Annotated in this window: 22 protein-coding genes; 10 read left to right on the forward strand and 12 right to left on the reverse strand. The window is 76.2% G+C overall.

The genetic code is table 11. The annotated features are described in order from the left end of the window. Window positions 1–78: 78 nt before the first annotated feature. Window positions 79–3,225 carry an Rne/Rng family ribonuclease gene (locus ET471_RS17200; protein ID WP_129190349.1) on the reverse strand — a complete coding sequence of 1,049 codons (3,147 nt, stop codon included), beginning with the start codon at window positions 3,223–3,225 and terminating at the stop codon, window positions 79–81. Window positions 3,226–3,720: 495 nt separating this feature from the next. Between ET471_RS17200 and ET471_RS17205 the strand changes: the two genes are divergently transcribed. The 5 genes from ET471_RS17205 to ET471_RS17225 all read left to right on the forward strand — a co-directional run bounded on the left by ET471_RS17205 (window position 3,721) and on the right by ET471_RS17225 (window position 10,990). Continuing rightward, window positions 3,721–5,220, forward strand: coding sequence for a cytochrome ubiquinol oxidase subunit I (locus ET471_RS17205; protein WP_129190351.1), 1,500 nt, complete (start codon window positions 3,721–3,723; stop codon window positions 5,218–5,220). Between the two features lie 24 nt (window positions 5,221–5,244). Next, window positions 5,245–6,333 (forward strand): cytochrome d ubiquinol oxidase subunit II, encoded by a 1,089-nt coding sequence (gene cydB, locus ET471_RS17210; RefSeq protein ID WP_129190353.1) that lies wholly within the window; start codon window positions 5,245–5,247, stop codon window positions 6,331–6,333. 7 nt (window positions 6,334–6,340) lie between these two features. Continuing rightward, a complete protein-coding gene (cydD, locus tag ET471_RS17215; protein WP_129190355.1) occupies window positions 6,341–8,047 on the forward strand; it encodes a thiol reductant ABC exporter subunit CydD in 1,707 nt (568 codons plus the stop codon). Continuing rightward, window positions 8,044–9,894 (forward strand): thiol reductant ABC exporter subunit CydC, encoded by a 1,851-nt coding sequence (gene cydC / locus ET471_RS17220; RefSeq protein WP_129190357.1) that lies wholly within the window; start codon window positions 8,044–8,046, stop codon window positions 9,892–9,894. Before cydD ends, cydC begins: the two co-directional genes overlap by 4 nt. Before the next feature lie 139 nt (window positions 9,895–10,033). After that, window positions 10,034–10,990 carry an NAD(P)-dependent oxidoreductase gene (locus ET471_RS17225; protein ID WP_207207296.1) on the forward strand — a complete coding sequence of 319 codons (957 nt, stop codon included), beginning with the start codon at window positions 10,034–10,036 and terminating at the stop codon, window positions 10,988–10,990. 127 nt (window positions 10,991–11,117) lie between these two features. Here the strand turns inward: ET471_RS17225 and mutM are convergent, their stop codons facing one another. The 7 genes from mutM to rsmD all read right to left on the reverse strand — a co-directional run bounded on the left by mutM (window position 11,118) and on the right by rsmD (window position 15,548). Beyond that, on the reverse strand, window positions 11,118–12,101 hold the full coding sequence (gene mutM / locus ET471_RS17230; protein ID WP_129190359.1) for a bifunctional DNA-formamidopyrimidine glycosylase/DNA-(apurinic or apyrimidinic site) lyase: 984 nt from the start codon (window positions 12,099–12,101) through the stop codon (window positions 11,118–11,120). Next, on the reverse strand, window positions 12,094–12,807 hold the full coding sequence (gene rnc / locus ET471_RS17235; protein WP_129191118.1) for a ribonuclease III: 714 nt from the start codon (window positions 12,805–12,807) through the stop codon (window positions 12,094–12,096). Before rnc ends, mutM begins: the two co-directional genes overlap by 8 nt. 26 nt (window positions 12,808–12,833) lie before the next feature. Beyond that, window positions 12,834–13,028 carry a 50S ribosomal protein L32 gene (rpmF, locus tag ET471_RS17240; RefSeq protein ID WP_129190361.1) on the reverse strand — a complete coding sequence of 65 codons (195 nt, stop codon included), beginning with the start codon at window positions 13,026–13,028 and terminating at the stop codon, window positions 12,834–12,836. Between the two features lie 2 nt (window positions 13,029–13,030). Then, entirely contained in the window at window positions 13,031–13,585 is a 555-nt protein-coding gene (locus tag ET471_RS17245) for a YceD family protein (RefSeq protein ID WP_207207297.1), read from the reverse strand. 154 nt (window positions 13,586–13,739) lie between these two features. After that, a complete protein-coding gene (locus ET471_RS17250; protein ID WP_129190365.1) occupies window positions 13,740–14,285 on the reverse strand; it encodes a hypothetical protein in 546 nt (181 codons plus the stop codon). A gap of 22 nt (window positions 14,286–14,307) precedes the next feature. Then, window positions 14,308–14,802 carry a pantetheine-phosphate adenylyltransferase gene (gene coaD / locus ET471_RS17255; RefSeq protein ID WP_129190367.1) on the reverse strand — a complete coding sequence of 165 codons (495 nt, stop codon included), beginning with the start codon at window positions 14,800–14,802 and terminating at the stop codon, window positions 14,308–14,310. Window positions 14,803–14,939: 137 nt separating this feature from the next. Next, window positions 14,940–15,548 (reverse strand): 16S rRNA (guanine(966)-N(2))-methyltransferase RsmD, encoded by a 609-nt coding sequence (gene rsmD / locus ET471_RS17260; RefSeq protein ID WP_280949892.1) that lies wholly within the window; start codon window positions 15,546–15,548, stop codon window positions 14,940–14,942. 35 nt (window positions 15,549–15,583) lie between these two features. On the opposite strand from rsmD, the gene ET471_RS17265 reads away from it, so the two are divergent. Next, window positions 15,584–16,576, forward strand: coding sequence for a S1C family serine protease (locus tag ET471_RS17265; RefSeq protein WP_129190371.1), 993 nt, complete (start codon window positions 15,584–15,586; stop codon window positions 16,574–16,576). A gap of 69 nt (window positions 16,577–16,645) precedes the next feature. Here the strand turns inward: ET471_RS17265 and ET471_RS17270 are convergent, their stop codons facing one another. Together ET471_RS17270 and ET471_RS17275 are read right to left on the reverse strand one after the other, a co-directional pair. Then, entirely contained in the window at window positions 16,646–18,961 is a 2,316-nt protein-coding gene (locus tag ET471_RS17270; RefSeq protein WP_129190373.1) for an ATP-dependent DNA helicase RecG, read from the reverse strand. After that, window positions 18,958–20,721, reverse strand: a complete 1,764-nt coding sequence (locus ET471_RS17275) for a DAK2 domain-containing protein (RefSeq protein WP_129190375.1) — start codon at window positions 20,719–20,721, stop codon at window positions 18,958–18,960. The genes ET471_RS17270 and ET471_RS17275 overlap by 4 nt, the downstream gene beginning before the upstream one ends. Before the next feature lie 241 nt (window positions 20,722–20,962). Between ET471_RS17275 and rpmB the strand changes: the two genes are divergently transcribed. Together rpmB and ET471_RS17285 are read left to right on the forward strand one after the other, a co-directional pair. Next, window positions 20,963–21,154, forward strand: a complete 192-nt coding sequence (gene rpmB / locus ET471_RS17280) for a 50S ribosomal protein L28 (RefSeq protein WP_012879041.1) — start codon at window positions 20,963–20,965, stop codon at window positions 21,152–21,154. A gap of 141 nt (window positions 21,155–21,295) precedes the next feature. Continuing rightward, the gene (locus ET471_RS17285) at window positions 21,296–21,823 is read left to right on the forward strand and encodes a GNAT family N-acetyltransferase (RefSeq protein WP_129190377.1); all 528 of its coding nucleotides are present in this window, start codon (window positions 21,296–21,298) and stop codon (window positions 21,821–21,823) included. On the opposite strand, the gene ET471_RS17290 is transcribed toward ET471_RS17285, so the two are convergent. After that, window positions 21,789–23,018, reverse strand: coding sequence for an RNA polymerase sigma factor (locus ET471_RS17290; RefSeq protein WP_129190379.1), 1,230 nt, complete (start codon window positions 23,016–23,018; stop codon window positions 21,789–21,791). The genes ET471_RS17285 and ET471_RS17290 overlap by 35 nt on opposite strands. Window positions 23,019–23,109: 91 nt before the next feature. Between ET471_RS17290 and ET471_RS17295 the strand changes: the two genes are divergently transcribed. Further along, window positions 23,110–23,493: a YciI family protein gene (locus ET471_RS17295; RefSeq protein ID WP_129190381.1), complete on the forward strand. Its 384-nt coding sequence runs from the start codon at window positions 23,110–23,112 to the stop codon at window positions 23,491–23,493. Window positions 23,494–23,534: 41 nt separating this feature from the next. Here ET471_RS17295 and ET471_RS17300 read toward each other — a convergent pair whose 3' ends face one another. Further along, window positions 23,535–24,557, reverse strand: a complete 1,023-nt coding sequence (locus tag ET471_RS17300) for a thiamine-phosphate kinase (protein WP_129190383.1) — start codon at window positions 24,555–24,557, stop codon at window positions 23,535–23,537. A 43-nt stretch (window positions 24,558–24,600) separates the two neighbouring features. Here ET471_RS17300 and ET471_RS17305 point away from each other — a divergent pair, with 43 nt between their 5' ends. Beyond that, complete coding sequence (locus ET471_RS17305) at window positions 24,601–25,080, forward strand: DUF3515 family protein (RefSeq protein ID WP_242496346.1); 480 nt, start codon at window positions 24,601–24,603, stop codon at window positions 25,078–25,080. Window positions 25,081–25,152 lie beyond the last annotated feature (72 nt).

Here is a 25,152-nt window from a genome sequence, read left to right on the forward strand (position 1 = left end):
CACCGGCACCCCGACGGAACGACGCAGGGCGGCCCCGACCGAGGTCGGGGCCGCCCTGCGTACCGCGTGCGTCAGGCGTCAGGCGTCAGGCGTCGCGGCGTCGTCCTTGTGGTCGTGCGCGTGCGCGGCCGCGGCCGCGATCGTGGCGAGCGTGGCCTTGACGGCCTCGCGCGCCTCGGACTTGTCGTCCGGCAGCTTCGGCACGTCGGCGTGCGGGGTGGCCTCGGCCGGCTTCGACGTCGCACGACGACGGCGTGACGAGCGCTTCGGCTCCCCCGCGGGCGCGGCGTCGGCGGCGGGCTCGGCGTGGGTGTGCCCGTTGCCGTTCGACGACCCGCCCTTCTCGATCGGCTCGGCGTGCACGATGAACCCGCGGCCCTTGCAGTGCTCGCAGGTCTCGCTGAACGCCTCGACCAGGCCCTGGCCCACGCGCTTGCGCGTCATCTGGACCAGGCCCAGCGACGTCACCTCGGCGACCTGGTGCTTGGTGCGGTCGCGGCCCAGGCACTCGACCAGGCGGCGCAGCACCAGGTCGCGGTTCGACTCGAGCACCATGTCGATGAAGTCGATGACGATGATGCCGCCGATGTCGCGCAGCCGGAGCTGGCGGACGATCTCCTCCGCTGCCTCCAGGTTGTTGCGCGTCACGGTCTCCTCGAGCGTGCCGCCCGCGCCGGTGAACTTGCCGGTGTTGACGTCGACGACCGTCATGGCCTCGGTGCGGTCGATGACGAGGGAGCCGCCCGAGGGCAGCCAGACCTTGCGGTCCATGCCCTTGGCGAGCTGCTCGTCGACGCGGTGCACCGCGAAGACGTCGGTGGTCTCGTTCCACTTGGTCACGCGCTCGCGCAGGTCGGGCGCGAGCTCCTCGACGTAGGTCGAGACCTCCTGCCACGCCCCGTCACCCTCGACCACGAGCGACGAGAAGTCGTCGTTGAAGATGTCGCGGACGACGCGGATGGCCAGGTCGGGCTCGCCCTGGAGCAGCGCCGGGGCGCTCGTCGAGGAGCGGCCGGCCTTGGTCTGGATGGCGTCCCACTGGCTCTGGAGACGCTCGACGTCGGCGCGCAGCTCCTCCTCCGAGGCCCCCTCGGCGGCCGTGCGCACGATGACGCCGGCGCCCTCGGGCACGACCTCGCGCAGGATCTTCTTGAGGCGGTTGCGCTCGACGTCGGGCAGCTTGCGGCTGATGCCGGTCATGCCGCCGCCGGGGACGAGCACGAGGTAGCGGCCCGCGAGCGTGACCTGCGACGTCAGACGGGCACCCTTGTGGCCGATCGGGTCCTTGGTGACCTGCACCAGCACCGAGTCGCCCGACTTGAGCGCCTGCTCGATGCGGCGCGGCTGGCCGCCCTCGAGACCGGCGGCGTCCCAGTTGACCTCACCGGCGTACAGCACGGCGTTGCGGCCCTTGCCGACGTCGACGAACGCGGCCTCCATGGACGGCAGCACGTTCTGCACGCGGCCCAGGTACACGTTGCCGACCATCGAGGTCTGCGACTGCTGCGAGACGTAGTGCTCGACGAGCACGCCGTCCTCGAGCACGGCGATCTGCGTGCGGCCGCCCAGCTCGCGCACCACCATCGAGCGCGACACCGCCTCGCGGCGGGCGAGGAACTCGGCCTCGGTGATGATCTGACGGCGGCGGCCCGCGTCGCGGCCCTCGCGGCGGCGCTGGCGCTTGGCCTCGAGGCGCGTGGAGCCCTTGAGCGCCGTGACCTCGTCCGAGGAGCGGCCGCGCGCGGTCGCGGACTCTGCGCGCTCGGCGCGCGAGCCCCGCCGGCGGCGACGACGACGGCTCGACGCGCGGCCGCCGTCCTCGGGGTGCTCCGTCTCGTCGGCGTCGTCCTCGGCGGGCTCCTCGCCCTCCTCGTCGGCGTCGGCGTCCTGCGCCTCGTCCGACGGCTCGGCGAGCTCGTCGCCCTCCTCGTCCTCGTCGTCCTCGGGACGACGGCCACCGCGGCGGCCACGGCCACCCCGGCGACGACGACGACGCGGGCGGTCGTCGGCCGTGTCGAGCTCGACGTCCTCCTCGTCCTCGACGAGGTCCTCCGGACCCAGGTCCACGAGCTCGACGCCGTCGGCGACCAGCTCGGCCTCGATGGCGGCGACCTCCTCGGCGGCGGCCGCCTCCTCGCCGGTCAGCTCGACGGGCTCGGGCAGCACGACGACGGGGGTCGCCGTCTCGGTGGCGGGCTCGGCGGCAGCGGCCTCGGCAGTGGTCTCGGCGACGGCCTTGGTGGCGGGCGCCGCGGCGAGCTCGCCGGCCTGAGCCTTCGGCTCGGGCCTGGCGGTCGGCGGGCCGGCGGGGGCCTGCGCGCGGCGCGGGCGGCGCCCGGCCGCCAGGTCGGGGGCCTGGAAGAGCATCGCGGTGGTGGCCAGGCGCGGCGTCGACGAGCCCGGGGCCCGGGAGGCCGTCGCGGCCGAGTCGGCGGGCGGCTCGGCGACGGCGGGCTTGGGCTCGGCGGCCACGACGGGCTGCTCCGGCTGCTCGGCGCGGGCGCGGCGGGTCCGGGTGGCGCGGGCGGGCGCGGCGGCCTCGGGCGCGACGCCTTCAGCGTCCGCCGCCGGGGCGGACGCCTTCGGGGCCGCCTTCGCAGCCGACCGGGTGCCCGCTGCCTTCGACGACGCCGCCTTGGACGTGGCGGCCTTCGACGCCGTGGCCTTCGACGCCGTGGCGGGCGCGTCCTCGGCGGTGGCCTTCGTGCGGCGCGAGCGGATGCTCTTGCGCGGGGCGGCGGGCTCGGCGTCGTCGGCGCCGGCGTCGGCCGCAGGGGCGGCCGGACCGTTCGGCAGCTCGATGTCGGCGAGGCTGCGGACGGCGCGGCGGGCGCCGGCGGCCTCCGAGCGGCCGACGGAGACCTGCGTGCGCGGCGCCTCGGCAGCCGGCTCGTCGGCCCGGGCGGGGAAGACGATGTCGTCGAGCGAGATCCCGGCGGCGGGCGCGGCCGCGGCGTCCGGGGCGGCGTCGGGCGCCGTCGTCGGCGTCGAGGTGGGGCGCGAGACGCGGCGGGAGCGGCGCGCGGGGGCCTCCGCCTTCGGCGCGTCCGCGGCCGGGGCCTCCGGGGCGGGGGCCGCGGCGGCCGGCGCGGGCGCCGGGGCCTCGTCGCGCGCCGGGAGGGTGATGCCGAGGTCGGGCGTGGCGCCGGCGGCCGGGCCGCCGGCGGCGCGGGTCACGCGGCGGCGCGCGGGCTTACGGGGTGCTTCGTTGTTCTCAGAGGTCACGCGATGTGCTCCTGCTGCCCTGCCGTCCGCCCCACACCTGCGGACCGCCGGGCGGTCGTCGTCCGTGCCGCGAGGACGCGGTCACCGGACGGAAGTCTCGGTACGGCGGGCTGCTGCCTCGTCTTCGCGGACGCCGGGCGACCCGGGTCCCCTTCGTGACCCGGACCGCGGCACCGCGTGCGGACGCGGGAGCTGCGAGCTCGTAGCCCTCGAGGTGGTGTGGACCCCGAAGGTTGCGTCCCAGTATCGCACCGTCGTGACCATCCCGTGACGAAAGGGCGTGGCGTGTCCACCGGATCTCATGGCCGGTGAGGTCAACCAGCGCCTCTCCCGCTGCGCTCCGACCCTGTTGAGAGGATGCTCACACTGTGTCGTATTGACTAGTGAAGATTTTCACGAGCAGGCTGCGCACAGGCCCCGACGTGCGGACACTCTCCGGCCACGGCGTCGCCCTCGCCTCAGTTCAGTGCCCTTCCCGAGCCCAGGAGACGCACCGTGGAGACCTTGGATCTCGCCCGATGGCAGTTCGCCATCACGACCGTGTACCACTTCATCCTCGTGCCGCTGACGATCGGCCTGGCGCCCCTGGTCGCGGGCATGCAGACGGCGTGGGTGGTCACCAAGAACGAGCGGTGGCTGCGGTTGACCAAGTTCTTCGGCAAGCTGCTGCTCATCAACTTCGCCCTCGGCGTCGCGACCGGCATCGTGCAGGAGTTCCAGTTCGGGATGGCCTGGAGCGAGTACTCCCGGTTCGTCGGTGACGTGTTCGGGGCGCCGCTCGCCATGGAGGCCCTGGCGGCGTTCTTCGTCGAGTCGACGTTCCTGGGCCTGTGGATCTTCGGCTGGGACCGGCTGAGCAAGAAGGTGCACCTCGCGTGCATCTGGCTGCTCGCCATCGCCACCAACCTGTCCGCGTTCTTCATCCTCGCGGCGAACTCGTGGATGCAGCACCCCGTCGGCACGGTCTACAACGAGGCCACGGGCCGCGCCGAGATGGAGTCGATCGGCGCGATCCTCAGCAACTCGACGCTGCTGGCCGCGTTCCCGCACACCATCAGCGCCGCGTTCCTCGTCGCGGGCACGTTCGTCTGCGGCATCGCCACCTGGTGGATGGTGCGGCTGGTGCGGTCCAAGAAGCCCGAGCTCGTGGCCCTGGCCCGCGACACGTACCGCCCGGCCGTCGTGCTCGGGGCGATCGTCATGCTCGTGGCCGGCGTCGGCGTGGGCCTCTCCGGCGACGCGCAGGGCAAGCTCATGTACCAGCAGCAGCCCGGCAAGATGTCGGCCGCCGAGGGCCTGTGCGAGACCGAGGAGGCCGCCGCCTTCTCGATCCTCACCGTCGGGCCCTGGGACCCCACCTGCGACGACCTCACGCGCGTCATCTCGGTGCCGGGCCTCGCGAGCTTCCTCGGCACGGGCCACTTCTCCGGCCCCGAGTCCGCCCTGCCCGGCGTCAACGACGTCCAGCGCGACATGGAGGCGCGGTTCGGCTCCGTCGACGCCGCGGGCAACCCCATCAGCTACACCCCGCCGCTCGGCATCACCTACTGGGCGTTCCGCCTCATGATCGGCCTCGCCGTGTTCTCCGCCGCCCTCGCGCTGTGGGCGCTGTGGGCCACGCGCAAGGGCCGGCTCTCGGACAACAGGTGGCTCTCGCGGCTCGCGATCGTCGCCATCCCGATGCCGTTCCTCGCCTGCTCCTTCGGGTGGATCTTCACGGAGGTGGGCCGTCAGCCCTGGGTGGTCGCGCCCAACCCGACCGGCATCGACCAGGTGCGGCTGCTGACCGAGCAGGGCGTCTCGACGGCCGTACCGGCGGGCGTGGTCCTCACGTCGATGGTCGTGTTCACGCTGCTGTACGCCGCCCTGGGTGTCGTCTGGTACCGCCTCATCCACCGGTACGCCATCGAGGGCGTGCCCGAGGTGCACGACGAGTCCCCCGAGGCGCGCGCCGGCGACGACGACGCCAACCGCCCGCTGTCCTTCGCCTACTGAGCCCGAGCACCAAGGAGAACTGAGATGGACCTGTCGATCCTGTGGTTCGTGCTCATCGCCGTGCTGTGGACGGGGTACCTCGTGCTCGAGGGCTTCGACTTCGGCGTCGGCATGCTGCTGTCGCTCTTCCCGCGCGGCACCAAGGAGGAGAAGCACGCCGAGCGGCGCGTGCTCATCAACACCATCGGGCCCGTGTGGGACGGCAACGAGGTGTGGCTGCTCACCGCGGGCGGTGCGACCTTCGCCGCGTTCCCCGAGTGGTACGCCACCCTCTTCTCCGGGTTCTACCTGCCGCTGCTGCTCATCCTGCTCGCGCTCATCGTGCGCGTCGTGGCCTTCGAGTACCGCGGCAAGATCGCCTCGGCCGTGTGGGCGCGCCGCTTCGACGTGCTCATCCAGGTGGGCTCCTGGGTGCCCGCGGTGCTGTGGGGCGTCGCGTTCGCCAACCTGGTGCGCGGCGTGCTCCTCGACGCCGACCACCAGTACGTCGGCGGGTTCTGGGCCCTCCTCAACCCCTTCGCGCTGCTGGGCGGCCTGACGACGCTCGTGCTGTTCCTGCTGCACGGGTCGCTGTACGTGGCGCTCAAGACCGACGGCGAGCTGCGGGCCCGCGCCCGCACCTTCGCGGCGCGGTTCGCGGTCGCGGCCGTCGTTGTCGCCGGCGCGTGGGCGGTGTGGGCGCAGGTCGCGTTCTCCGTGGCGTGGACGTGGGCCGCGGTCGCCGTCGCGGCGCTGAGTCTGGTCGGCGTCGTGGTGCTGAACGCCCGCGGGCGCGAGGGCTGGGCGTTCGGGCTGTCGGCCCTCGCGATCGTCTCCGCCGTCGTGCTGATCTTCGGGTCCATGTACCCGGACGTCATGCCGGGGCTCGACGGCGGCCCGTCGCTCTCGATCGCCGACGCGTCCTCGACCGACTACACGCTGACCGTCATGACGTGGGTCGCCGTGATCCTCACGCCCGTCGTCATCGCCTACCAGACCTGGACGTACTGGGTGTTCCGGCGTCGTCTCACGACGGCGGACATGCCCGCCCCCGCCGGCCTGACGTGGAAGAAGGTGCGCGACGCCCTCGGCGGCTCGGACACCCCGGCCGTCAAGCCGTCGGACCTCGCGTGACGGTCGCGTGAAGCCGCTCGACCCCCGCCTGCTGCGGCGGGCGCGTGCCGCCCGCCGGTACGTGGTGCTCACGGCCGGCCTGGGGCTCGCCTCGGCGCTCCTGATCGTCGCGCAGGCGCTGCTCGTGGCGTCCCTCCTCGGGGCGCTCGTCACGCACGGCTCGGTGGCGGGGTCGACGGCGGCGCGCACGCTGGGGCTGCTCGGTGCCGTGGCCGCCGGACGCGCGGTGGTGGCGTGGGCGCAGGAGCGGTACGCGCAGAAGGCCGCCGCGCAGACCGTGGCCGAGCTGCGCTCCCAGGTGGTGGCGCACGCCGTCGCCCTCGGGCCGCGGTGGGCCTCGGGCGCGCGGCGGGCCGAGGTCGCGACGCTCGCCACGCGCGGGCTCGACGCCCTCGAGCCGTACCTGGTCCGCTACCTGCCGTCGCTGCTGCTCACCGCCCTCGTGACGCCCACGGTGCTCGTGGTGCTGGGCGTGCTCGACTGGGTGTCGCTGCTCGTGTGCCTCGGCACCCTGCCGCTCGTGCCGCTGTTCATGTGGCTCGTCGGGATGATGACGCAGGGCACCTCGGAGCGGCGGCTCGTCGTCGTGCAGCGGCTCGGGTCGCAGGTGCTCGACCTGCTCGCGGGACTGCCCACGCTGCGCGCCTTCGGGCGCGAGGTCGGGCCCGGGGCGCGCGTGCGCTCCCTCGGGGAGGCCTCGAAGAAGGCGACGCTCGGCACGCTGCGGGTCGCGTTCCTGTCGGGCATGGTGCTGGAGCTGCTGACGACGCTCTCCGTGGCCGTCGTGGCCGTCGGGGTGGGGCTGCGGCTCGTCGACGGGTCGATGACGCTGACGGCGGGGCTCGCGGTGATCATGCTGGCGCCCGAGGTGTACCTGCCGCTGCGGGCCGTGGGGGCGCAGTTCCACGCGTCGACCGACGGGCTGGCGGCGGCCGGGTCCGCCTTCTCCCTGCTGGAGGCCGGCAGCGCCGTGGCCCCGGAGCGCGAGGCCTCCCTCGCCGGTCCCGTGCGGGCCTTGCTGCTGGACGGCGTGTCGGTGCGCGCTGGGGACCGGGCCGTCGAGGCTCCCTCAGGGCTGACCGCTCGCATCGCTCTGGGGAGCGGGCAGGCCCGGGGCGGGCGGGTCGTCGTGCTCCGCGGGCCTTCCGGGGCCGGGAAGTCGACGACCGTGGACGTGCTGCTGGGGCTTCTGCGGCCGGATCGTGGCACCGCGCGGCTGGAGCTGGCCGACGGGACCATCGTCCCGCTCGACGTGTCGCCGGCGTCCTGGTGGGCGCAGGTGCTGTGGGTGCCGCAACGGCCCGCGATCGCGCCGGGGGCGCTGCGCGACGTCGTCGGCGGGGCGGCGCGGGACGACGACGCGGCGCTCGCCGCGGCCGCGCGGACCACCGGGCTCGACGTCGTCGTCGACGGGCGGCCCGACGGGTGGGGCACGCAGGTCGGGCTCGGCGGGGTCGGGCTGTCCGTCGGGCAGCGGCAGCGCGTCGCGCTGACCGCCGCGCTGCTCGCCGGCGCGGGCCGGTCGGTCGTCGTGCTCGACGAGCCGACCGCGCACCTCGACGCCGCCGGCGAGCGCGTCGTGCTCGACACCGTGCGGGCGTGGCGCGACGCCGGGCGGACCGTGATCGTCGTCGCGCACCGGGAGTCGCTCGTGGGGCTGGCCGACCAGGTCGTCGACGTCGCGGCGCGGGCGCTCGAGGCGGTGGGACCGTGACCCGGGACCCGTTGCGGGCCGTGCTGCCGCTGCTCGAGGTGCGGCGGCGGCACGTGGTGCGCGCCGTGCTGCTCGGGGCGCTCGCGCTCGGGTGCTCCGTGGGGCTCGCGGCGGTGTCCGCGTGGCTCATCGCGCGCGCCTCGCAGATGCCGCCCGTGATGACGCTGTCGATCGCGGTGGTGACGGTGCGGGCGTGCGGTGTCGGGCGCGGGCTGTTCCGGTACCTGGAGCGGCTCGCCTCGCACGACGTCGCGCTCGGCAGCATGGCCGCGCTGCGCGCCAACCTCTACGACGCGCTCGCGCGCGGGCCCGTGACCGGCGTCGTCGGGCTGCGGCGCGGCGACCTGCTCGCGCGCGTCGGGGCGGACGTCGACGACGTCGGCGACGTCGTCGTGCGGTCGCTCGTGCCCGCGGGCGTGGCGCTCGTCGTGGGGCTCGGGTCGGTGGCGCTCGTCGCGGCGTTCCTGCCCGCGGCCGCCCTCGCCCTGCTCGGGTGCCTGCTGTTCACCGGGGTGCTCGCGCCGTGGCTCGCGTCGCGCGCCGCGGCGGCGACGGAGGCGCGCGGGGCCCAGGCGCGCGCGGAGGTGACCGCGCGGACGCTCGGGATCCTCGAGGAGGGACAGCAGCTGCGGGTCGCCGGACGGCTCGGCGACGAGCTCGCCGCGCTCGCGGACGCCGACGCGCGGCTGACCGCCGCGGGGACCGAGGGCGCGCGCACGGCGGGCGTGTCGGCCGCGATCGGCGCTGCCGCGCAGGTGCTCGCCGTCATCGCCTCGTTGTGGCTCGGCATCGGGGCGCTCCAGGCGGGGACGCTCGCCGAGGTCGAGCTCGCCGTCGTCGTGCTCACGCCGCTCGCGGTGTTCGAGGTGACGTCGGTGCTGCCCGCCGCGGCGGTGCAGCTGCGGAGGTCGCGCGAGGCGGCGGCACGGCTGGCCGCGCTGCTGCCGGAGGCGGAGCCGCAGGCGGCGGTGACGACGGCGGCGACGACGACGACGTGCGGAACCGGGCGCGTCGGAGCGACGGAGGGCCGGGGTGCCGCAGACCAGGACGACCAGGACGCCGGTGTCGACGCGGCCGGCCCGCGCGGCGGTGCGGCTCGTCCCGCTCCCGGCGGCGACCCGCTGCTCGTGCTCGACGGGGTCTCGGTCGGGTGGCCCACCGCCCCGGCGCCCGCCGTCGTCGGGGTCGACCTCGCGGTCCGGCCCGGGTCCGTGCTCGCTCTCGCCGGTCCGTCCGGCGTCGGCAAGACGACGCTGCTCATGACGGCCGCCGGGCTGCTCCCTCCGCGCGGGGGCGCCGTGCGCGGCGACGCGAGCACCCTGTTCCTCGCGGAGGACGGGCACGTGTTCGACACGACCGTGCTGGAGAACCTCCGCGTGGCGCGCGGCGACGTCACGCCCGCCGACGCCCGTGCGGCGCTCGACGCCGTCGGGCTCACGGCCTGGCTCGACGCGCTGCCCGACGGGCTCGACACGGTGCTCGGCGGCGGGGCGACGACGGTCTCGGGCGGCGAGCGGCGGCGCCTGCTCGTCGCGCGCGGGCTGCTGGCCCCGGCGCGCGTGCTGCTGGTGGACGAGCCGGCCGAGCACCTCGACGCGGCCGCGGCGGACGCCGTCGTGGCTGCCCTGGCTGCGCACGCCCGGGCGACGGGCCGCGCCGTCGTCGTCGCCACGCACCGGCTCGCGGCGGCCGCGCAGGCGGACGAGGTGCTGCTGCTGACACGCGACGACACGGGGCCGGCCGTCGTCGGGGCGCGCGGGACGCACGCCGCCCTGCTGCGCGACGCGCCGGACTACGCCTGGGCGGTCGAGCAGGAGTCCGCCGAGCGGTCGGCCGTCCCGCGGTAGACCACCCGAGGGAGACCACGGAGCGGTAGACCGCTCAGCGACGGTCGCGCGGGCCGCGTCCTGCCGCTCGGCCGCCGATACCGGTCCACGAGCCCGTGCCCCCCGCCCTAGCCCGCACCGGCCGGGTAGCGTCCCGTCCGTGAAGATCCTCGTCCCGGGCAACGTTCCGTTCGACTCCGTCCCGCAGCTCGACGACACCGACGACGTCGTCGTGCCCTACGTCATGCGCGACCCGATCCCGGACGAGCACCTCGACGCCGAGGTGCTCGTCGCGTGGGCCTCCCCTGCGCGCGTCCTCGAGGACGCCGCCCGGCGCCTCACCCGCCTGCGCTGGGTCCAGACCCTCAACGCCGGGCCCGACGCCGTGCTCGCCGCGGGGTTCGCCCCCGACGTCGTCGTCTCGTCCGGGCGCGGGCTGCACGACGGGACGGTCGCCGAGCACACGCTCGCCCTCGTGCTCGCGTCCGTGCGGCGCATCGACCGGTCGCTCGCCGCGCAGCACGCGCACACGTGGGACCGCGGGCTCGGCAAGGAGCAGGCGTCCGCGGCGGACGGTGCCACCTTCACGCTCGACGGCGCCCGCGTGACCCTCTGGGGCTTCGGGTCCATCGCACTGCGGACGGCCCCGCTGCTCGCCGCGCTGGGTGCGCAGGTCACGGGCGTCGCGGGCTCGGCCGGCACGCGCGGCGGCTTCCCCGTCGTCGCCGAGGCGAGCCTGCGCGACCTGCTGCCGCGCACCGACGTGCTCGTCTCCCTCCTGCCCGCGACGCCCGAGACCCGCCACGCCCTCGACGCCGACCTGCTCGCCCTGCTGCCCCCGCACGCGCGCTTCGTCAACGTGGGCCGCGGGGCCACCGTCGACGAGGCGGCCCTGGTCGCGGCGCTCGCGTCGGGGGCGCTCGCGGGCGCCGCGCTCGACGTCACCGAGACGGAGCCGCTGCCCGCCGGCTCCCCGCTGTGGGACGCGCCGAACCTGATCCTCACCCCGCACGTCGCGGGCGGGCGGCCGCAGCAGGCGGCGGCGTTCCTCACCGAGCAGGTCCGCGCGTGGAAGCGGGGCGGCGCGGGGGCGATCCGCAACGTCGTCGGGCGCTGAGGCCTCGTCGTCCTGCGCGAGGCCCCGGGGTTCGGCCCGGGCTGCCGTGTCCTGCGACGTCGCGCAGGACGACGGCTGCCCGGGCAACCCTGCCCGGCAGCCCGGGCCCGGAACGACGGCGGGGCCCTCAGCGACGGCGCTGGCACCTCGGGCAGAAGTGCGAGGAGCGGTTCATGAAGGCCTCGCGGCGGATCGGCGTGCCGCAGCGCGGGCACGGCTCGCCCTCGCGGCCGTACGCCGCCAGGCCGCGCGCGAAGTAGCCCGACTCGCCGTTGACGTTGACGTAGAGGGCGTCGAAGCTCGTGCCGCCGACGGCGAGGGCCTCGCGCATGACCTCCTCGGCGGCGTCGAGCACGCGGGCGACGTCGGTGGGCCGCAGCGCGTCGGTGGCGCGCGCGTAGTGCAGGCGGGCGCGCCACAGGGCCTCGTCGGCGTAGATGTTCCCGACGCCGCTGACGAGCGTCTGGTCGAGCAGCGCGCGCTTGACGACCGTGCGGCGGCGCCTGATCGCGGCGACGAGGGCCGCGCGGCCGGGCGTGCCGGGGGCGACGACCGGGTCGAGCAGGTCGCGGGCGATGTGCGCGACCGGGCCGGGCACCGCGGGCTCGTCGGTGCCGAGGCCGCCCGGGGCGCCGTCGGGCGTAGGCACGAGGTCCGCGACCGAGAGGTGCCCGAACGTGCGCTGGTCGACGAAGTCGAGGGCCGTGGCCCCGGTGGGCGCGTCCTCGAGGTGCAGCCGCACGCGCAGGTGCGGGTGCACCCACGGGTCGCGCCCGTCGCGGACGAGGAGCTGGCCGGACATGCCGAGGTGCGCGAGGAGCGCCGTTCCGGCGGTCGGGCGCGTCGCGGCCGCCCCGGCCGCACGCTGCCGGGTGGTCTCGACGGGCGCGGCCACCGGGGACGGCGGGGTCAGCGGCAGCCAGAGGTACTTGCCGCGGCGGGCCGACGCGGCCAGCGTCGCCCCCTCCATCGCGGACGCGAAGGCCTCCGGGCCGCCGTCGTGCCGGCGCACGGAGTAGTCGCGCAGCACCTCGACCTCGCGCACGCGGGCGCCCACGACGTGGCGGGCGAGGCCGTCACGGACGGTCTCGACCTCGGGGAGCTCAGGCACCCGGCTCGGCCGGGGCGGCGTCCACGGGCAGCGCGACGAGGGCGCGGTACGCCTCCTCGGCGGCCTCCTGCTCGGCGTGCTTCTTGGCGGAGCCGTGGCCCAGGCCCATGACCGGGCCGGCCACGACCTGCGCGTGGAAGGTCCGCGCGTGCTCGGGGCCCTCGGCGTCGACCTGGTAGGCCGGTGCGGCGAACCCGCGCTCGGCGCAGGCCTCCTGGAGGGACGTCTTCCAGTCGAGCCCGGCGCCCAGGCCGGCGGCGGCGTCGAGCGTGTCGTCGACCAGGCGGTGGACCAGCGCGCGCGCCGTCTCCAGGCCGTGCGAGATGTACGTCGCGCCGATGATCGCCTCGACGGTGTCGGAGAGGATCGAGTCCTTGTCGAAGCCGCGCGTGCGCCGCTCGCCCTTGCCGAGCAGCACGTACGCGCCGAGGTCGAGCTCACGCGCCACCGCGGCGAGCGCCCGCTGGGACACCGTGGCCGCGCGCATCTTCGCCAGCTCGCCCTCGCTCACGTCGGGGTGGCGGCGGTACAGCGCCTCGGTGACGACGACGCCCAGCACGGAGTCGCCCAGGAACTCGAGCCGCTCGTTGTGCGGGATGCCGCCGGCCTCGTGGGCGAACGAGCGGTGCGTGAGGGCAAGCACGAGAAGCTCGGGGTCCAGGTGGACCCCGAGCTTCTCGAGAAGAGCGGTCGGCGCCGGCCGCATGGCTGCCGTGCCGGTCACGGGCGGGATCAGCCCGCGTGCTCGGTGCGCAGCGCCTCGGCGTACTGGCGGCCCTTGTAGACACCGCACGTGGGGCACGCGGTGTGGGACAGCTTCTGCCCCTTGCAGTTCGGGCACGTCGTGAGGGCGGTCGCGGTGGTCTTCCACTGCGAGCGACGCGCACGGGTGTTGCTGCGCGACATCTTGCGCTTCGGAACAGCCACGGCTAGCTCTCTTTCGTCTCGTCGGTCACGCTCGTCTGCTCGAGCATGGCTTGCAACGCCGACCAGCGAGGGTCGACGACGTCATGGGTGTGGCCCGGGTCGTCCGCAAGGCGTGCTCCGCACTCGGAGCACAGGCCGGGGCAGTCCGGACGGCACAGCGGCTGAAATGGTAGTGCAGTAATGACGGAATCACGAACCGCGGGTTCGATGTCCGCCAGGTCCCCGTCCAGCACCGACTCCTCGTCGGCCAGCTCGTCGTCGCCGGCGTCCTGTGCCGCGTGGATGCGCTCGGGGTAGCCGAACAGCTCCGTGACCCGCACGGTGACCTCCTGGGTCACCGGGTCAAGGCACCGCACGCACTCCCCGAGAGCCGTGCCGCGCACGACGCCGGAGACCAGGACGCCCTCCATGACGGCCTCGAGGCGCAGACCCACGGTGAGGTCGGCCCCCTCGGGGATGCCGATGACCGCCGTGCCCAGGTCCGCGGGCGCGGGCACGACGCGAGCGAACTCGCGCATGGTGCCGGGACGCCGCGAGAGCTCGTGCGTGTCGAGCACGAGGGGCGAACGGTGGTCGGTGCTGATGGCAGGCTCCGGTCAGGAAGGTGCAGGGAAGAGGTGTCGGCCCATCGAGGGCCAGCGCACGAGTCTATGCCATGCGGCAGGCCCGGCCAACGCGGGCCCGGGTGACGCAGGACACCCACCGCGCCGGTCAGTCCTCCGGGGCGGTGGGCCACTCGGGGTCGCGCACGTGGTCCCAGCGCGGGCGGCCGGCGTCGGGGCCGAGGCGCTCGGCGAGCTTCGCGCGACCCGCCTGGACCTGCGCCGTCAGCGCGTCGAGGTCCTCCGCGAACGACGCGAGCCGCCCGTCGCAGTACTCGTCGGCGTTCGTGCGCAGGGTCGCGGCCTGCTGCTCGGCGGCCGCGACGATGTCGGCCGCGCGCGCCTTGGCCTGGGCCACCACCTGCTCCTGCTCCACGAGCTCCAGGGCCCGCTGCCGGGCCACGGCGAGGGTCTCCTCGCCCGACCGGCGGGCGCTCTCGAGCTCGTCCTGCGCCTGCCGCAGCAGCTCGTCGGACCGCTCGACGGCGGTGGGCAGCCCGTGCCGCAGCTCGTCGACCAGCCCGACGAGGGCCTGCTTGTCCACGCGCACGTCCTGCGACATGAACACCGGCTTGGCGTTGTCCACGAGCGCCGCGAGCTCGTCGAGCACCTCCAGCAGCGCCGACGGGGACAGCGTCCCGATCTCCTGAACCATGTTTCCTCCCTGCTCTCCCCTGTTACCGCTGCTGGGCCGCCAGCGCCGCGCGCACCACCGCGGCGACGCCGTCGGGCACCATGTCCTCGATCGCCCCGCCGTGCCGCGCGATGTCCTTGACCAGCGACGACGCGACGTGCGCATACGCCGGGTCGGCGGGCAGGTACACCGTCTCGACGCCGGTCAGGTGCCGGTTCGCGAGCGCCATGGGCAGCTCCGCGTCCAGGTCCCCGCCGCCGCGCAGCCCCTTGACCATGGCGGTCGCGCCCACCTCGCGGCAGAAGTCGACGACCAGCCCGGGCACCACCTCGGCGCGCACGTCGGCGGTCGCGGGGTCGGCGGCGAGGGCCGCACGCACGATCTCGACGCGCTCGTCGAGCGTGAGCAGCCCCGTCTTCCCGGCGTTCTTCGCGACGCCGACGACGACACCGTCGAAGAGCGTCCGGGCGCGGCGCACGACGTCGAGGTGGCCGAGCGTAAAGGGGTCGAACGACCCTGGGCAGACGGCGATGGTCACGCGCCCACGCTACCCACGCGTACGCCCGCCACCCCGGAAGCAGCGCCGCCCAACCTCGACGCGCGTCCCTGAACGTCCGCCTCCGGGCGTCCCGGCGCGGACGTCCAGGGTCGCGCGTCGGTCAGGACGGGTCGCCGTCAGGATGGGTCGGCGTAGTAGACGGCGGTCTCTCCGTAGTCCTTGCGGGCCAGGAGGGCCAGGCCTGCCGGCCAGGCCGGTTCGGCGCTGCGCGTCGAGCGCTCGACGACGACGACCGCGTCCGGGGACAGCACGCCCGGCGCCGCGAGCGCGGCGAGGACGCCCGCCAGGGACGCCTCGGACAGGTCGTAGGGCGGGTCGAGGAACACGAGGTCGAGCGGCTCCCCCGGCGCCGCCGCGAGGCCGGCCGCGAAGCGCGCGGCGTCGTCGCCCACCACGCGGACGGTCGCGCCCAGGCCCAGCGAGGCGACGTTCCGCCGCGCGACGTCGACGGCGCCGCGCGCCGAGTCCACGAGCGTCACCGCGACCGCCCCGCGCGACGCCGCCTCGAGGCCCAGCGCGCCCGACCCCGCGTACAGGTCGAGCACGCGGGCGCCGTCGAGCACCTCGTAGTGCGCGAGGCGGCTGAAGATCGCCTCCCGGGTGCGCTCGCTGGTGGGGCGCGTGCCCTTGGACGGCACCTGCAGGGTGCGGCCGCCGACGGTGCCCGCCACGATCCTGGTCATGCGGGCGAGCCTAACGAGCGGGCGTGCGCCGTCGGCGAACACGGGCACAAGCGGACCGCCCCGGACGCTCTCCTGACATGGCCTCCCCTGACATGGCCGTGGGACCGGACGACGTCCCTGACGACACCACCGGCGACACGCCTCGCGACGGCCCCGGCGACGCCGAGGCGCTCGACGCGTACTCGCGCGCCGTCGTCGCCGTGGCCGACGCCGTGCTGCCGAGCGTCGCGAGCCTGGCCGTGACGCTCCCCCGCGGTGCGGGCGCCGGCTCCGCGAGCGTCGTCACGGCCGACGGGTTCCTGCTCACCTCCGCGCACGTGGTCGCGGGCGCCGACGTCGCCGAGGCGACCTTCAGCGACGGGACGCGCATGCGCGCCGACGTCGTCGGGCGCGACCCGCTCTCCGACCTCGCCGTGCTGCACGCACGCGGCGACGTCCCGCGGCCCGTCGAGCTCGGCGACGCCGCCCGGCTGCGCGTCGGGCAGCTCGTCGTCGCGCTCGGCAACCCGCTCGGGCTCGCCGGGAGCGTCACGGCCGGGATCGTCTCGGCGCTCGGCCGCTCGCTGCCCACGGGCAACGGCCGGGTGGTCGACGAGGTCATCCAGACCGACGCGGCGCTCAACCCCGGCAACTCCGGCGGGGTGCTCGCGGACAGCGCCGGGCGCATGGTCGGCGTCAACACCGCGGTCGCGGGCATCGGCGTGGGCCTCGCTGTGCCGGTCAACGCGACGACGCGGGGCATCGTCACGCAGCTCATGACCACCGGGCGGGTGCGCCGGGCGTTCCTCGGCATCGTCGGCGCACAGGTGCCGCTGCCGCCGCCGGTCGCCGCGAAGGTGGGCGCGCCCACGGGCCTCCAGGTCGCCGACGTCACCACCGGCAGCCCCGCCGCGGAGGCGGGGCTGCGCCGCGGCGACGTCGTCGTCGAGCTCGACGGGCGCCGCGTCGCGTCGGTCACGGCGCTCCAGCGGGCCATGGTCCAGGACGCCATCGGGCGCCGGGCCGAGGTGACGGTGTGGCGCAACGGGGCGCTCGTCGACGTCGTCGTCTACCCGCGCGAGCTCGCCTGAGGCTCCGGGCGCCGGACCGGCGCCACGGCGGACCGGAGCCTCGGTCGCCGGGGCGCCCGAGACGGGCGCTCACGCGCGCTCCAGGAACTCCTCCTGCTCGGCGTCGAGCTGGTCGGCGATGGCCGCCGCGAGCGCCGGGTGGTCCGCCAGGTCCGGGTCGGCCGCGACGACGGCGGCCGACTCGCGGCGGGCCTCCTCGATGAGGTCGGCGTCCTTGACGACGCGCAGCAGCCGCAGCCCGGACGTGCGGCCGGACTGGGCGGCGCCGAGCACGTCGCCCTCGGAGCGCAGCTCGAGGTCGAGCTGGGCGAGGCGGAAGCCGTCGGTGGTCTCGGCCAGCGCCTCGACGCGCGCGGCGGCGGGGGTGCCGGGCTCCGCCGTCGAGACCAGCAGGCACAGGCCCGGTGCCGACCCGCGCCCGACGCGCCCGCGCAGCTGGTGCAGCTGCGAGAGCCCGAACCGGTCGGCGTCGAACACCACCATGACGGTGGCCTCGGGCACGTCAACGCCCACCTCGACGACCGTGGTCGAGACGAGCACCTGCGAGGTCCCGGCGGCGAAGCGGGCCATGGCCGCGTCCTTCTCGGCGGGCGGCAGCTGGCCGTGCAGCACGTCCACGGCGAGCCCCGCGAGCGCGGGCGTCTCCCGGAGCTGCTCGGCCACCTCCAGCACGGCCCGCAGCGGGGTGCGCTCGGGGGCGTCCGCGGAGGCGAGGGCGAGGAAGTCGGGCAGCTCGTCGAAGTCGTCGGCGGCGGCCTTGGCCTTGCCCGACACCTCGTCGCCCCCACCCCAGAGGTCTCCTCGCTCCGCTGCGGGGACCTCCGAGGACCCCGGGGACCCCGGGGAGTCAGGGTGGATGCGCGGGCACACGACGTAGGCGCGGTGTCCCGCGTCGACCTCCTCGCGCACGCGCTGCCACGTGCGCTCCATCCAGCGGGCGTTGGCGGCGGGCACCACGACCGTGGTGATCCCGGACCGTCCGGCCGGGACCTGCGTCAGCGAGGACACCTCGAGGTCGCCGAAGACCGTCATGGCGACCGTGCGCGGGATCGGCGTCGCCGTCATGACCAGCAGGTGCGGGGCCACGCGGCCCTTGGCGCGCAGCGCGTCGCGCTGCTCGACGCCGAACCGGTGCTGCTCGTCGACGACGACGAGGCCGAGGTCGGCGAACTGCACGTTCTCGCTGAGCAGCGCGTGCGTGCCGACGACGATGCCGGCCTCCCCGGACGCGGCCTGGAGCAGCGCCGTCTTGCGGGCCGTGGCGGGCAGCGAGCCGGTGAGCAGCGCGACGCGCGTGCCGTCCTCCGCCCCGCCGAGCAGCCCGCCCTCGGCCAGCGGGCCCAACAGCGCGCGCAGCGTCCGGGCGTGCTGCGCGGCGAGCACCTCGGTGGGCGCGAGCAGCGCGGCCTGCCCGCCGGCGTCGATCACCTGGAGCATGGCCCGCAGCGCGACGACGGTCTTGCCCGAGCCGACCTCGCCCTGGAGGAGCCGCTGCATGGGCCGCGGCTGGGCGAGGTCGTGCGCGAGGTCCTCGCCCACGGACACCTGCCCGGACGTCAGCGTGAAGGGCAGCGCGGCGTCGAACGCGGCGAGCAGCCCGCCCGGGCGCCCGGGGCGGGCGGTCGCGTCCTCGGCGGCCGTGCGGGCCCGCCGCTGCGCGATCGCCGCCTGGAGCACGAACGCCTCCTCGAACCGCAGCCGGTGCCGGCCCCGGTACGCCTCCTGCGTGTGCTGCGGCGTGTGCACGAGCCGCAGCGCCTCGAACCGCGACGGCATGCCGGCGCGGGCGCGCACCTCGTCCGGCACGGGGTCGGGCACGTCGTCCTCGGTGAGGGTGTCGAGCACGGTGCGCACGCAGCGCTGCAGCTTCCACGTCGGCATCGCCGCCGTCGCGGGGTACATCGGGATGGGCAGGCTCGCCAGGTACAGGGCCGACTCGTCGTCGGCGACGTCGCCGCCCTCGCCGACCATGAGGTAGTCGGGGTGGGTGAGCTGCCGGGTGCCGCGGTAGTCGCCCACGACGCCGCTGAACACGCCCGACGACCCGGGCGTGAGCCGCTGCTCGTGGTAGCGCAGCGCGCCCGCGCTCTTGGCGAAGAAGGTCAGGGTCAGCTCGTGGCGGCCGTCCGAGACGACCGTCTCCAGCCGCGCCCCCGTGCGGGACGCGAAGTTGCGCATCGTCGTGCGCGCGACCCGTGCGAGCACCGAGACGTGCTCGCCGACCGCGAGCGCCCCGACGTCGGTGAGCTGGCCCGGCTCGGCGTACCGGCGCGGGTAGTGCCGCAGCAGGGCGTCCACCGTGACGAGCCCCATCTTGGCCAGCGCGTTCCCCGTGCGCGTGCCGAGCAGCCTCGTCAGCGGCTCGTGCAGGCGCCCGACGCTCACGGCTCCACGCCGATCGCCACGCCCGTGCCGGGCCGGCCCGTGCGCAGCGGCACGCACTCGGCGCCGCGCTCCTCGGCCAGGTCCTCCAGCTCGGCGACCACCTCGGCCCGCACGCCGTCGTCGGCCAGCACCGTGACCACCTCGCCACCCTCGCCGAGCAGGACCCGCAGCGCCTCCTCGGCGTCGTCGGCGTCGGTCACGGCGGCCCGCAGGCCGCCCAGCGCGCCGCGCACGGCGTCGACGACGTCGGCCTGCGGGTCGTCCGCGGCCGCGGCCAGCGCCGCGACGACGACGGCCGCGTGGACGTCGGTCGGGGTGTCGAGCGCGACGACGTCGGGCGGCGACCCGTCCTGGTCGGCGTCCTCGCGACAACGCTCCTGGTCCCGGGCTCCCTCGCTCCCGGTCGCGTCAGGCCTGTCGTCCCCGTGCTCGGCCGCGAGCCGTCCGACGGCCGCGCGGGCCGCGCCGGCCGCGCCGCTGAGCACGAGCACCGTGCGCGGCCCGGCGGACAGCGCGGCGAGCGCGAGGTCGCGCGGGAAGACGCCGACGGGCGGGACGGGCACGAGCACCACGGCCCCGGCCCGGGCCAGCTCGGCGGCGAGCGCCGGCGCGTCCGTGCTCGCGACGACGGCGAGCGTGCCGTCGGGCACCGCGAGGTGGCGCACGTGGACGGGCTCGACGCGCCCGCGCCCGGCCCACCGCCGGGCCACGGCCAGCGCGGCGGGCAGGTCGGGCGTGTGCACGTGCGCCTGCCAGGCGGAGTCCTCGTCGGACCCGAGGTCCGCCCCGCCCACGACGACGACCGAGCCGCCCACGGCCGCCAGGTCGGAGCGCAGGACCTCGGCCACGCCGCCGTCGGGGAACTCGAGCGCCCCGGCGGGCCGGCGCAGCACGAACATCACCTCGAGCTCGTCGGCGTCGGTGTGCCCGCCGTGGTGCCCGTCGACGTGCGGCTCGGCGGCGTCGGCGTGCACGGTGTCGTGGCCGGTCATCTCCAGGCCGAGGGTCACGGGCAGCACGGCGAGCATCGTCGTGGTCGCCACCGGCACGGCGCTCCGGGCGGTCGTCCCCGCCCCGCCGCCTCCCGCCCCGTCGCCGCCCGGCGCGGGCGCCGGGCTGCCCGCGTCGGCGCCCGCGAACCGGCGGGCCACACGCAGCGCGTCGAGCACGAGCACCAGGCCGCACGCCCCGGCGTCGAGCACGCCCGCGCGGGCCAGCGGGGCGAGCGTCGCCACGGACGACGACGCGGCCTCGCGCGCCCCGCGCACGGCGGCCTCGAGCACGTCGTCGGCGCTCGCCCCGGGCCTCGCGGCGACGTCGCGGGCGGCGGCCGCGGCGACGTCGGCCGCCGTGAGGATGGTGCCCGGCTCGGGGTGCGCGACGGCCGCGCGGGCGGTCCCGGCCGCGACGTCGAGGGCGCGGGCAAAAGCATCGCCGCGCGTGGCGGCGACGGCGACGCCGCGCAGCCACTCGGACAGGATCACCCCGGAGTTGCCGCGCGCACCGAGCAGCGCCCCGCGCGCGAGCCGCCGCAGCAGCGCGGCCGCCCCGGCGTCGCCGGGCGCGGCGGCGACGGCGCGGGCGCCCTCGCGCACGGTCTGGTGCATGTTCGTCCCGGTGTCCCCGTCCGCGACGGGGAACACGTTGACGTCGTCGATGGCGTCGCGCTCGCGGCCCAGGGCGCCGGCGGCCAGCCGGGCCCAGGCGCGGACGACGGGGGCGTCGAGCGCGTCGGTCACGCGCGCGTCGGCGTCCGGCACTGTCTGCTCCTCGCGGGTGGGGGCGGGGTGGGTGAGGGCTCGGCTCCACGGTAGCCTTGTCCGCCGACAGGTCCCCGCAGGCGTCCGGGCGTCCACAGGTGATCGACCCCACGTTGGAGGCACGCGACGCCGTCGGGTATCCTGTCGTGGTTGCCTTGCGCCAGCGAGGCCCCCAAGACCTTTTCCACCACCACGTCGGTGCTGCCTTCAGCCCGTCGTGATCGACACTCAGGAGACATCCGTGGCTGCCAACTGCGACGTCTGCGGCAAGGGCCCGGGCTTCGGGCACTCGATCTCGCACTCCCACATCCGCACCAAGCGCCGCTGGAACCCGAACATCCAGCGCGTCCGCGCCGTGGTCGCGGGCACGCCGAAGCGCGTGAACGTGTGCACCTCGTGCCTCAAGGCCGGCAAGGTCACGCGCGCCGTCTGAGCGACTCGCTGATCGAGCCCGTCGGGTCCCTGACCCGGCGGGCTCTTTCGCATCCCGTGGCGGCTTCCGATTGCCAAGAAGTCGTGAAGAGTTCACCAACCGGTCTTGGTCGAGACGCCGCCCGGTGGCACCCTTGACGGCATGACGGTGGATCTCGACGGCGTGACCATCCGGACCGCGGGCCCGGCCGATGCCTCGCGCATCGCCCAGGTGCACGTGACCTCGTGGCAGTCCGCGTACGCGGACCTGCTCCCGGCCGAGTACCTGGCCGGCCTCGACCCGACGGAGCGCGCGCGCCGCTGGGAGTCGGTGCTGGCCGCCGCCGGGGACGCCGCCCGGGTGCTCCTGGCCGAGCAGGAGGGCCGCACGCTCGGCTTCGCGAGCTTCGGCCCGTCCTCCGACGAGGACGCCGAACCGGGCACGCACGAGCTCTACGCGATGTACCTCGAGCCGGCCGCGTGGGGCCGCGGCGTCGCGCGCGAGCTCATGCGCACCGTGCTCGGCGCGATCCCCGCGGGCACCCCCATGACGCTGTGGGTGCTCGAGGGCAACGAGCGCGCCCAGCACTTCTACCGGCGGCACGGGTTCCACGTCGACGGCGTCGAGCGCATCGACGAGATCGGCGGCGTCCCGCTCACCGAGCTGCGGTTCCGGCGCGCCGCCTCGTGAGGCCGGCGCGCTCGGCGTCGTTCCCGCACAGCGCGATCGCGGCGTCGTAGGCCGCCAGGGCGTCGTCGCGCCGCCCCGCCCGGGCGAGCAGTTCCGCGCGGACCGCGGGCAGCCGGTGACCGCGCAGCGTGATGCCCGCGAGCGCCGCGAGCCCGGCCTCCGCGCCGTCGCGCTCCGCGACGGCGACGGCCCGGTGCAGCCGGACCACGGGCGACTCCCCGAGCGCGAGCAGCTCGTCGTAGCGCGCCACGACGCGGTCCCAGGCCGTGCCCGCCGACGACGGCGCCACGACGTGCTCCGCGGCGACGAGCGCCTGGAGCAGGTACGGCGCGGGCGGCGCGCCCACCAGCGGCGACAGCAGGTCGACGGCCTCCGCGATCTCCGCGGCGTGCCAGAGCGTGCGGTCCTGGTCGGGCAGCAGCACGAGCTCGCCGTCGCGCACGCGCGCGTCGCGGCGCGAGTGCTGGAGCAGCATCAGGGCGAGCAGCGCGTCCAGCTCGGGGTCGGCGACGAGCGCCCGCACCACGCGGACCAGCCGGACCGCCTCGGCCGCCAGGTCGGCCCGGACGACGTCGGAGCCCGAGCCGGGCGCGTACCCGGCCGTGAACGCGAGGTACGCGACGTCGGCCACCCTCTGCACGCGCCCGGCCAGGTCGCGGGCGGGCGGCACCGCGAACCGCTCCCCCGCCACCCGCTGCCTGGCCCGCGTCAGGCGCGCCGCCATCGTCGGCGTCTGCTGGAGGAACAGCCGGGCGACGTCCTGCGTGCTGACGCCGAGCACGAGCCGCAGCGTGAGCGCGGCCGCGGCCTCGCGGGACAGGGCCGGGTGGGCGCACAGCAGCACGAGCCGCAGGAGCTCGTCGGTGACGTCCTCGCCGGCGTCGGCCATGACGCGCTGCGCGTCCGCCGCGAGGCCGGCGTCGACCTCCAGCAGCGGCATGCGGCGCGCGAGCGTGGCCTCCCGGCGCAGGACGTCGAGCACGCGACGACGGGCCGCGGTGAGCAGCCAGGCGGGCGGGTTGTCGGGGACGCCCGCCTCGGGCCACGTGCGGGCCGCCGCCTCGAAGGCGTCGGCCAGGCCCTCCTCGGCCAGGTCCAGGCGGCGGTACTGCGCCGCCAGCAGGGCCAGGAGGCGGCCCCAGTGGTCGCGCAGGGCCGAGCGCAGTGCCTCCTGCGGACGCCCCTCACCCGACATGCCCCCACGATGGCACGCGAGGTCGTGTCGAGCTGGCGGGCGCCCGTCCGTCACGGAAGTGTCAGCACCGACCACGACCTGAGGAGACACCGTGCGCTACGTCGTCCTGATCCACTCCGACCCCGAGCCGTGGGGTCACCCCACCGTCGACTTCACCGCCGAGGGCCGCGCCGTGCCCTCCGAGCGGCGGGCCGCCGACGGCGCAGCGTTCGACGCGTTCCTCGCCGACCTGTCGGCGCGCGGCGAGCTCGTCGCCGCCGAGGCGCTCGCCGCCCCGTCGTCCGCGACGCTGCTGCGCTGGTCCGACGGCGGCGCGGTCGCCACGGAGGGCCCGTACGCCGAGGCGGGCGAGCACCTGGCCGGGTTCTTCCTGGTCGACGTCGCGACGCCCGAGCGGGCGCGGGAGGTCGCGGCACGGTTCGCCGGCCCGGGCGACACGGTGGAGCTGCGGCCCGCGTACGTCTGGCCGTCCTGAGCGTCGCGGGGCTCCGGTGCCCGGCACCGGAGCCCAGCGCGTCAGGCGCGGAAGTGGTCCCAGCCCGGGCCGACCGCCGGCTCGGCGCCGTCGAGCGTGACGCGCGGTGCGCCCGCCGGGGCGCGGACCGTCCCGATGCGGCGGAACCCGTCCGGCAGCGCCGCACCCGGCGGGAACGTGGCCAGCAGGCCGTGGTCCTCGCCGCCCGACAGCACCCACTCCAGCGCCCGGCCCGCCCCGCGCCCGGGCGCGTCGGCGACGGGGGCCAGCGCGTCGGCCGCGGTAGCCAGCGCGGCCGCGTACGGCTCCAGCGCCTCGGCGTCGAGGTCGATGTCGACGCCGCTCGCCGTCGCGACGCGCCCGGCGTCGCGCAGCAGGCCGTCGGAGACGTCGAGCATGGCCGTCGCGCCCCCGGCGCCCGCCGCGGGGCCGGCGTCGAGCGGCGGCGCCGGGCGCAGGAACCCGGCGACGTACGGGGCGAGCGCCCCCTCGGCGCCGGGCGCGCCGGCGGAGGGCTCGGCGACGCCCGCGTCGAGCAGCGCGAAGCCCGCCGCGGAGAAGCCGCGCACGCCCGCGTGCGCGACGACGTCGCCGGGCCGCGCCCCCGACCGCAGCACGGGCGGGCGCCCGCCCAGGTCGCCGTGCACGGCGACGGACACCATGAGCACGGACCCGCCGGACAGGTCGCCGCCGACGACGGCCGCCCCGGTCGTCTCGCAGGCGTCGGCGAGCCCGCGGGCGAACTCCTCCACCCACGTCACCTCCAGGTCGGCGGGCATGGCCAGTCCCACGACGAGCGCCGTCGGGCGGCCGCCCATCGCGGCGACGTCGGCGAGGTTCTGCGCGGCGGCGCGCACGCCGACGTCGTAGCCGGTGGACCAGTGGCGGCGGAAGTGGAAGTCCTGGACCAGCACGTCCGTGGACACGACGTAGCGCCCGTCCGGCGCGGCGACGACGGCGGCGTCGTCGCCCGGGCCCACCAGGGTGGCGGCGCCCGTGGGCAGCAGCGGGACGAACCGGGCCAGCAGCCCGGACTCGTCGAGGTCACGTACGCGCAGTGTCACGCGACGACCCTAACGGGGTCGTGGGCGCGGGTACCGTGAGCGCGTGCCTCGTCGTCCTCTGCCCGCGCTCCTGGCGGGCATCCCCGCGCTCGTCCTGGTCGCGCTGGCCGGGGCGTGCACGCCCACCATCGCCGTCGACGCGGCCCCCGACGCCGCGAACCCTGCGTGCGCGCCCGTGATGCTCGCGCTGCCGCCCACGTTGGCCGGCGACCTGGAGAAGGCGCGGACGACGTCGCAGGCGACCGCCGCGTGGGGCACGGGCGGCGCCGCGGTGACGCTGCGCTGCGGCGTCGAGCTGCCGGGGCCTTCGGCAGATTGCCAGCAGGTGGAGTCGGCGAAGGGCACGGTCGACTGGATCGTGCAGGCGGGCGACGACGGCACGTGGCGGTTCACCACCTACGGCCGCGACCCCGCGGTCGAGGTGACGATCCCGGGGACGGTCCGCGAGACGCACTCGTCGTCCTTCGTCGCGGACCTCGCGCAGGCGGTCGGCCTCGTCGAGGCGACCAAGACCTGCACGTAGCGGGCCCGGCACGTGGCGAGCCTGGGGCGGACCGGGTCGGCGGTTGCGTTCCGGGTCGGCGGATGCGCCCGC

Origin of the sequence: Xylanimonas protaetiae, from assembly GCF_004135385.1 — a bacterium.
GTDB classification, from domain to species: domain Bacteria; phylum Actinomycetota; class Actinomycetes; order Actinomycetales; family Cellulomonadaceae; genus Xylanimonas; species Xylanimonas protaetiae.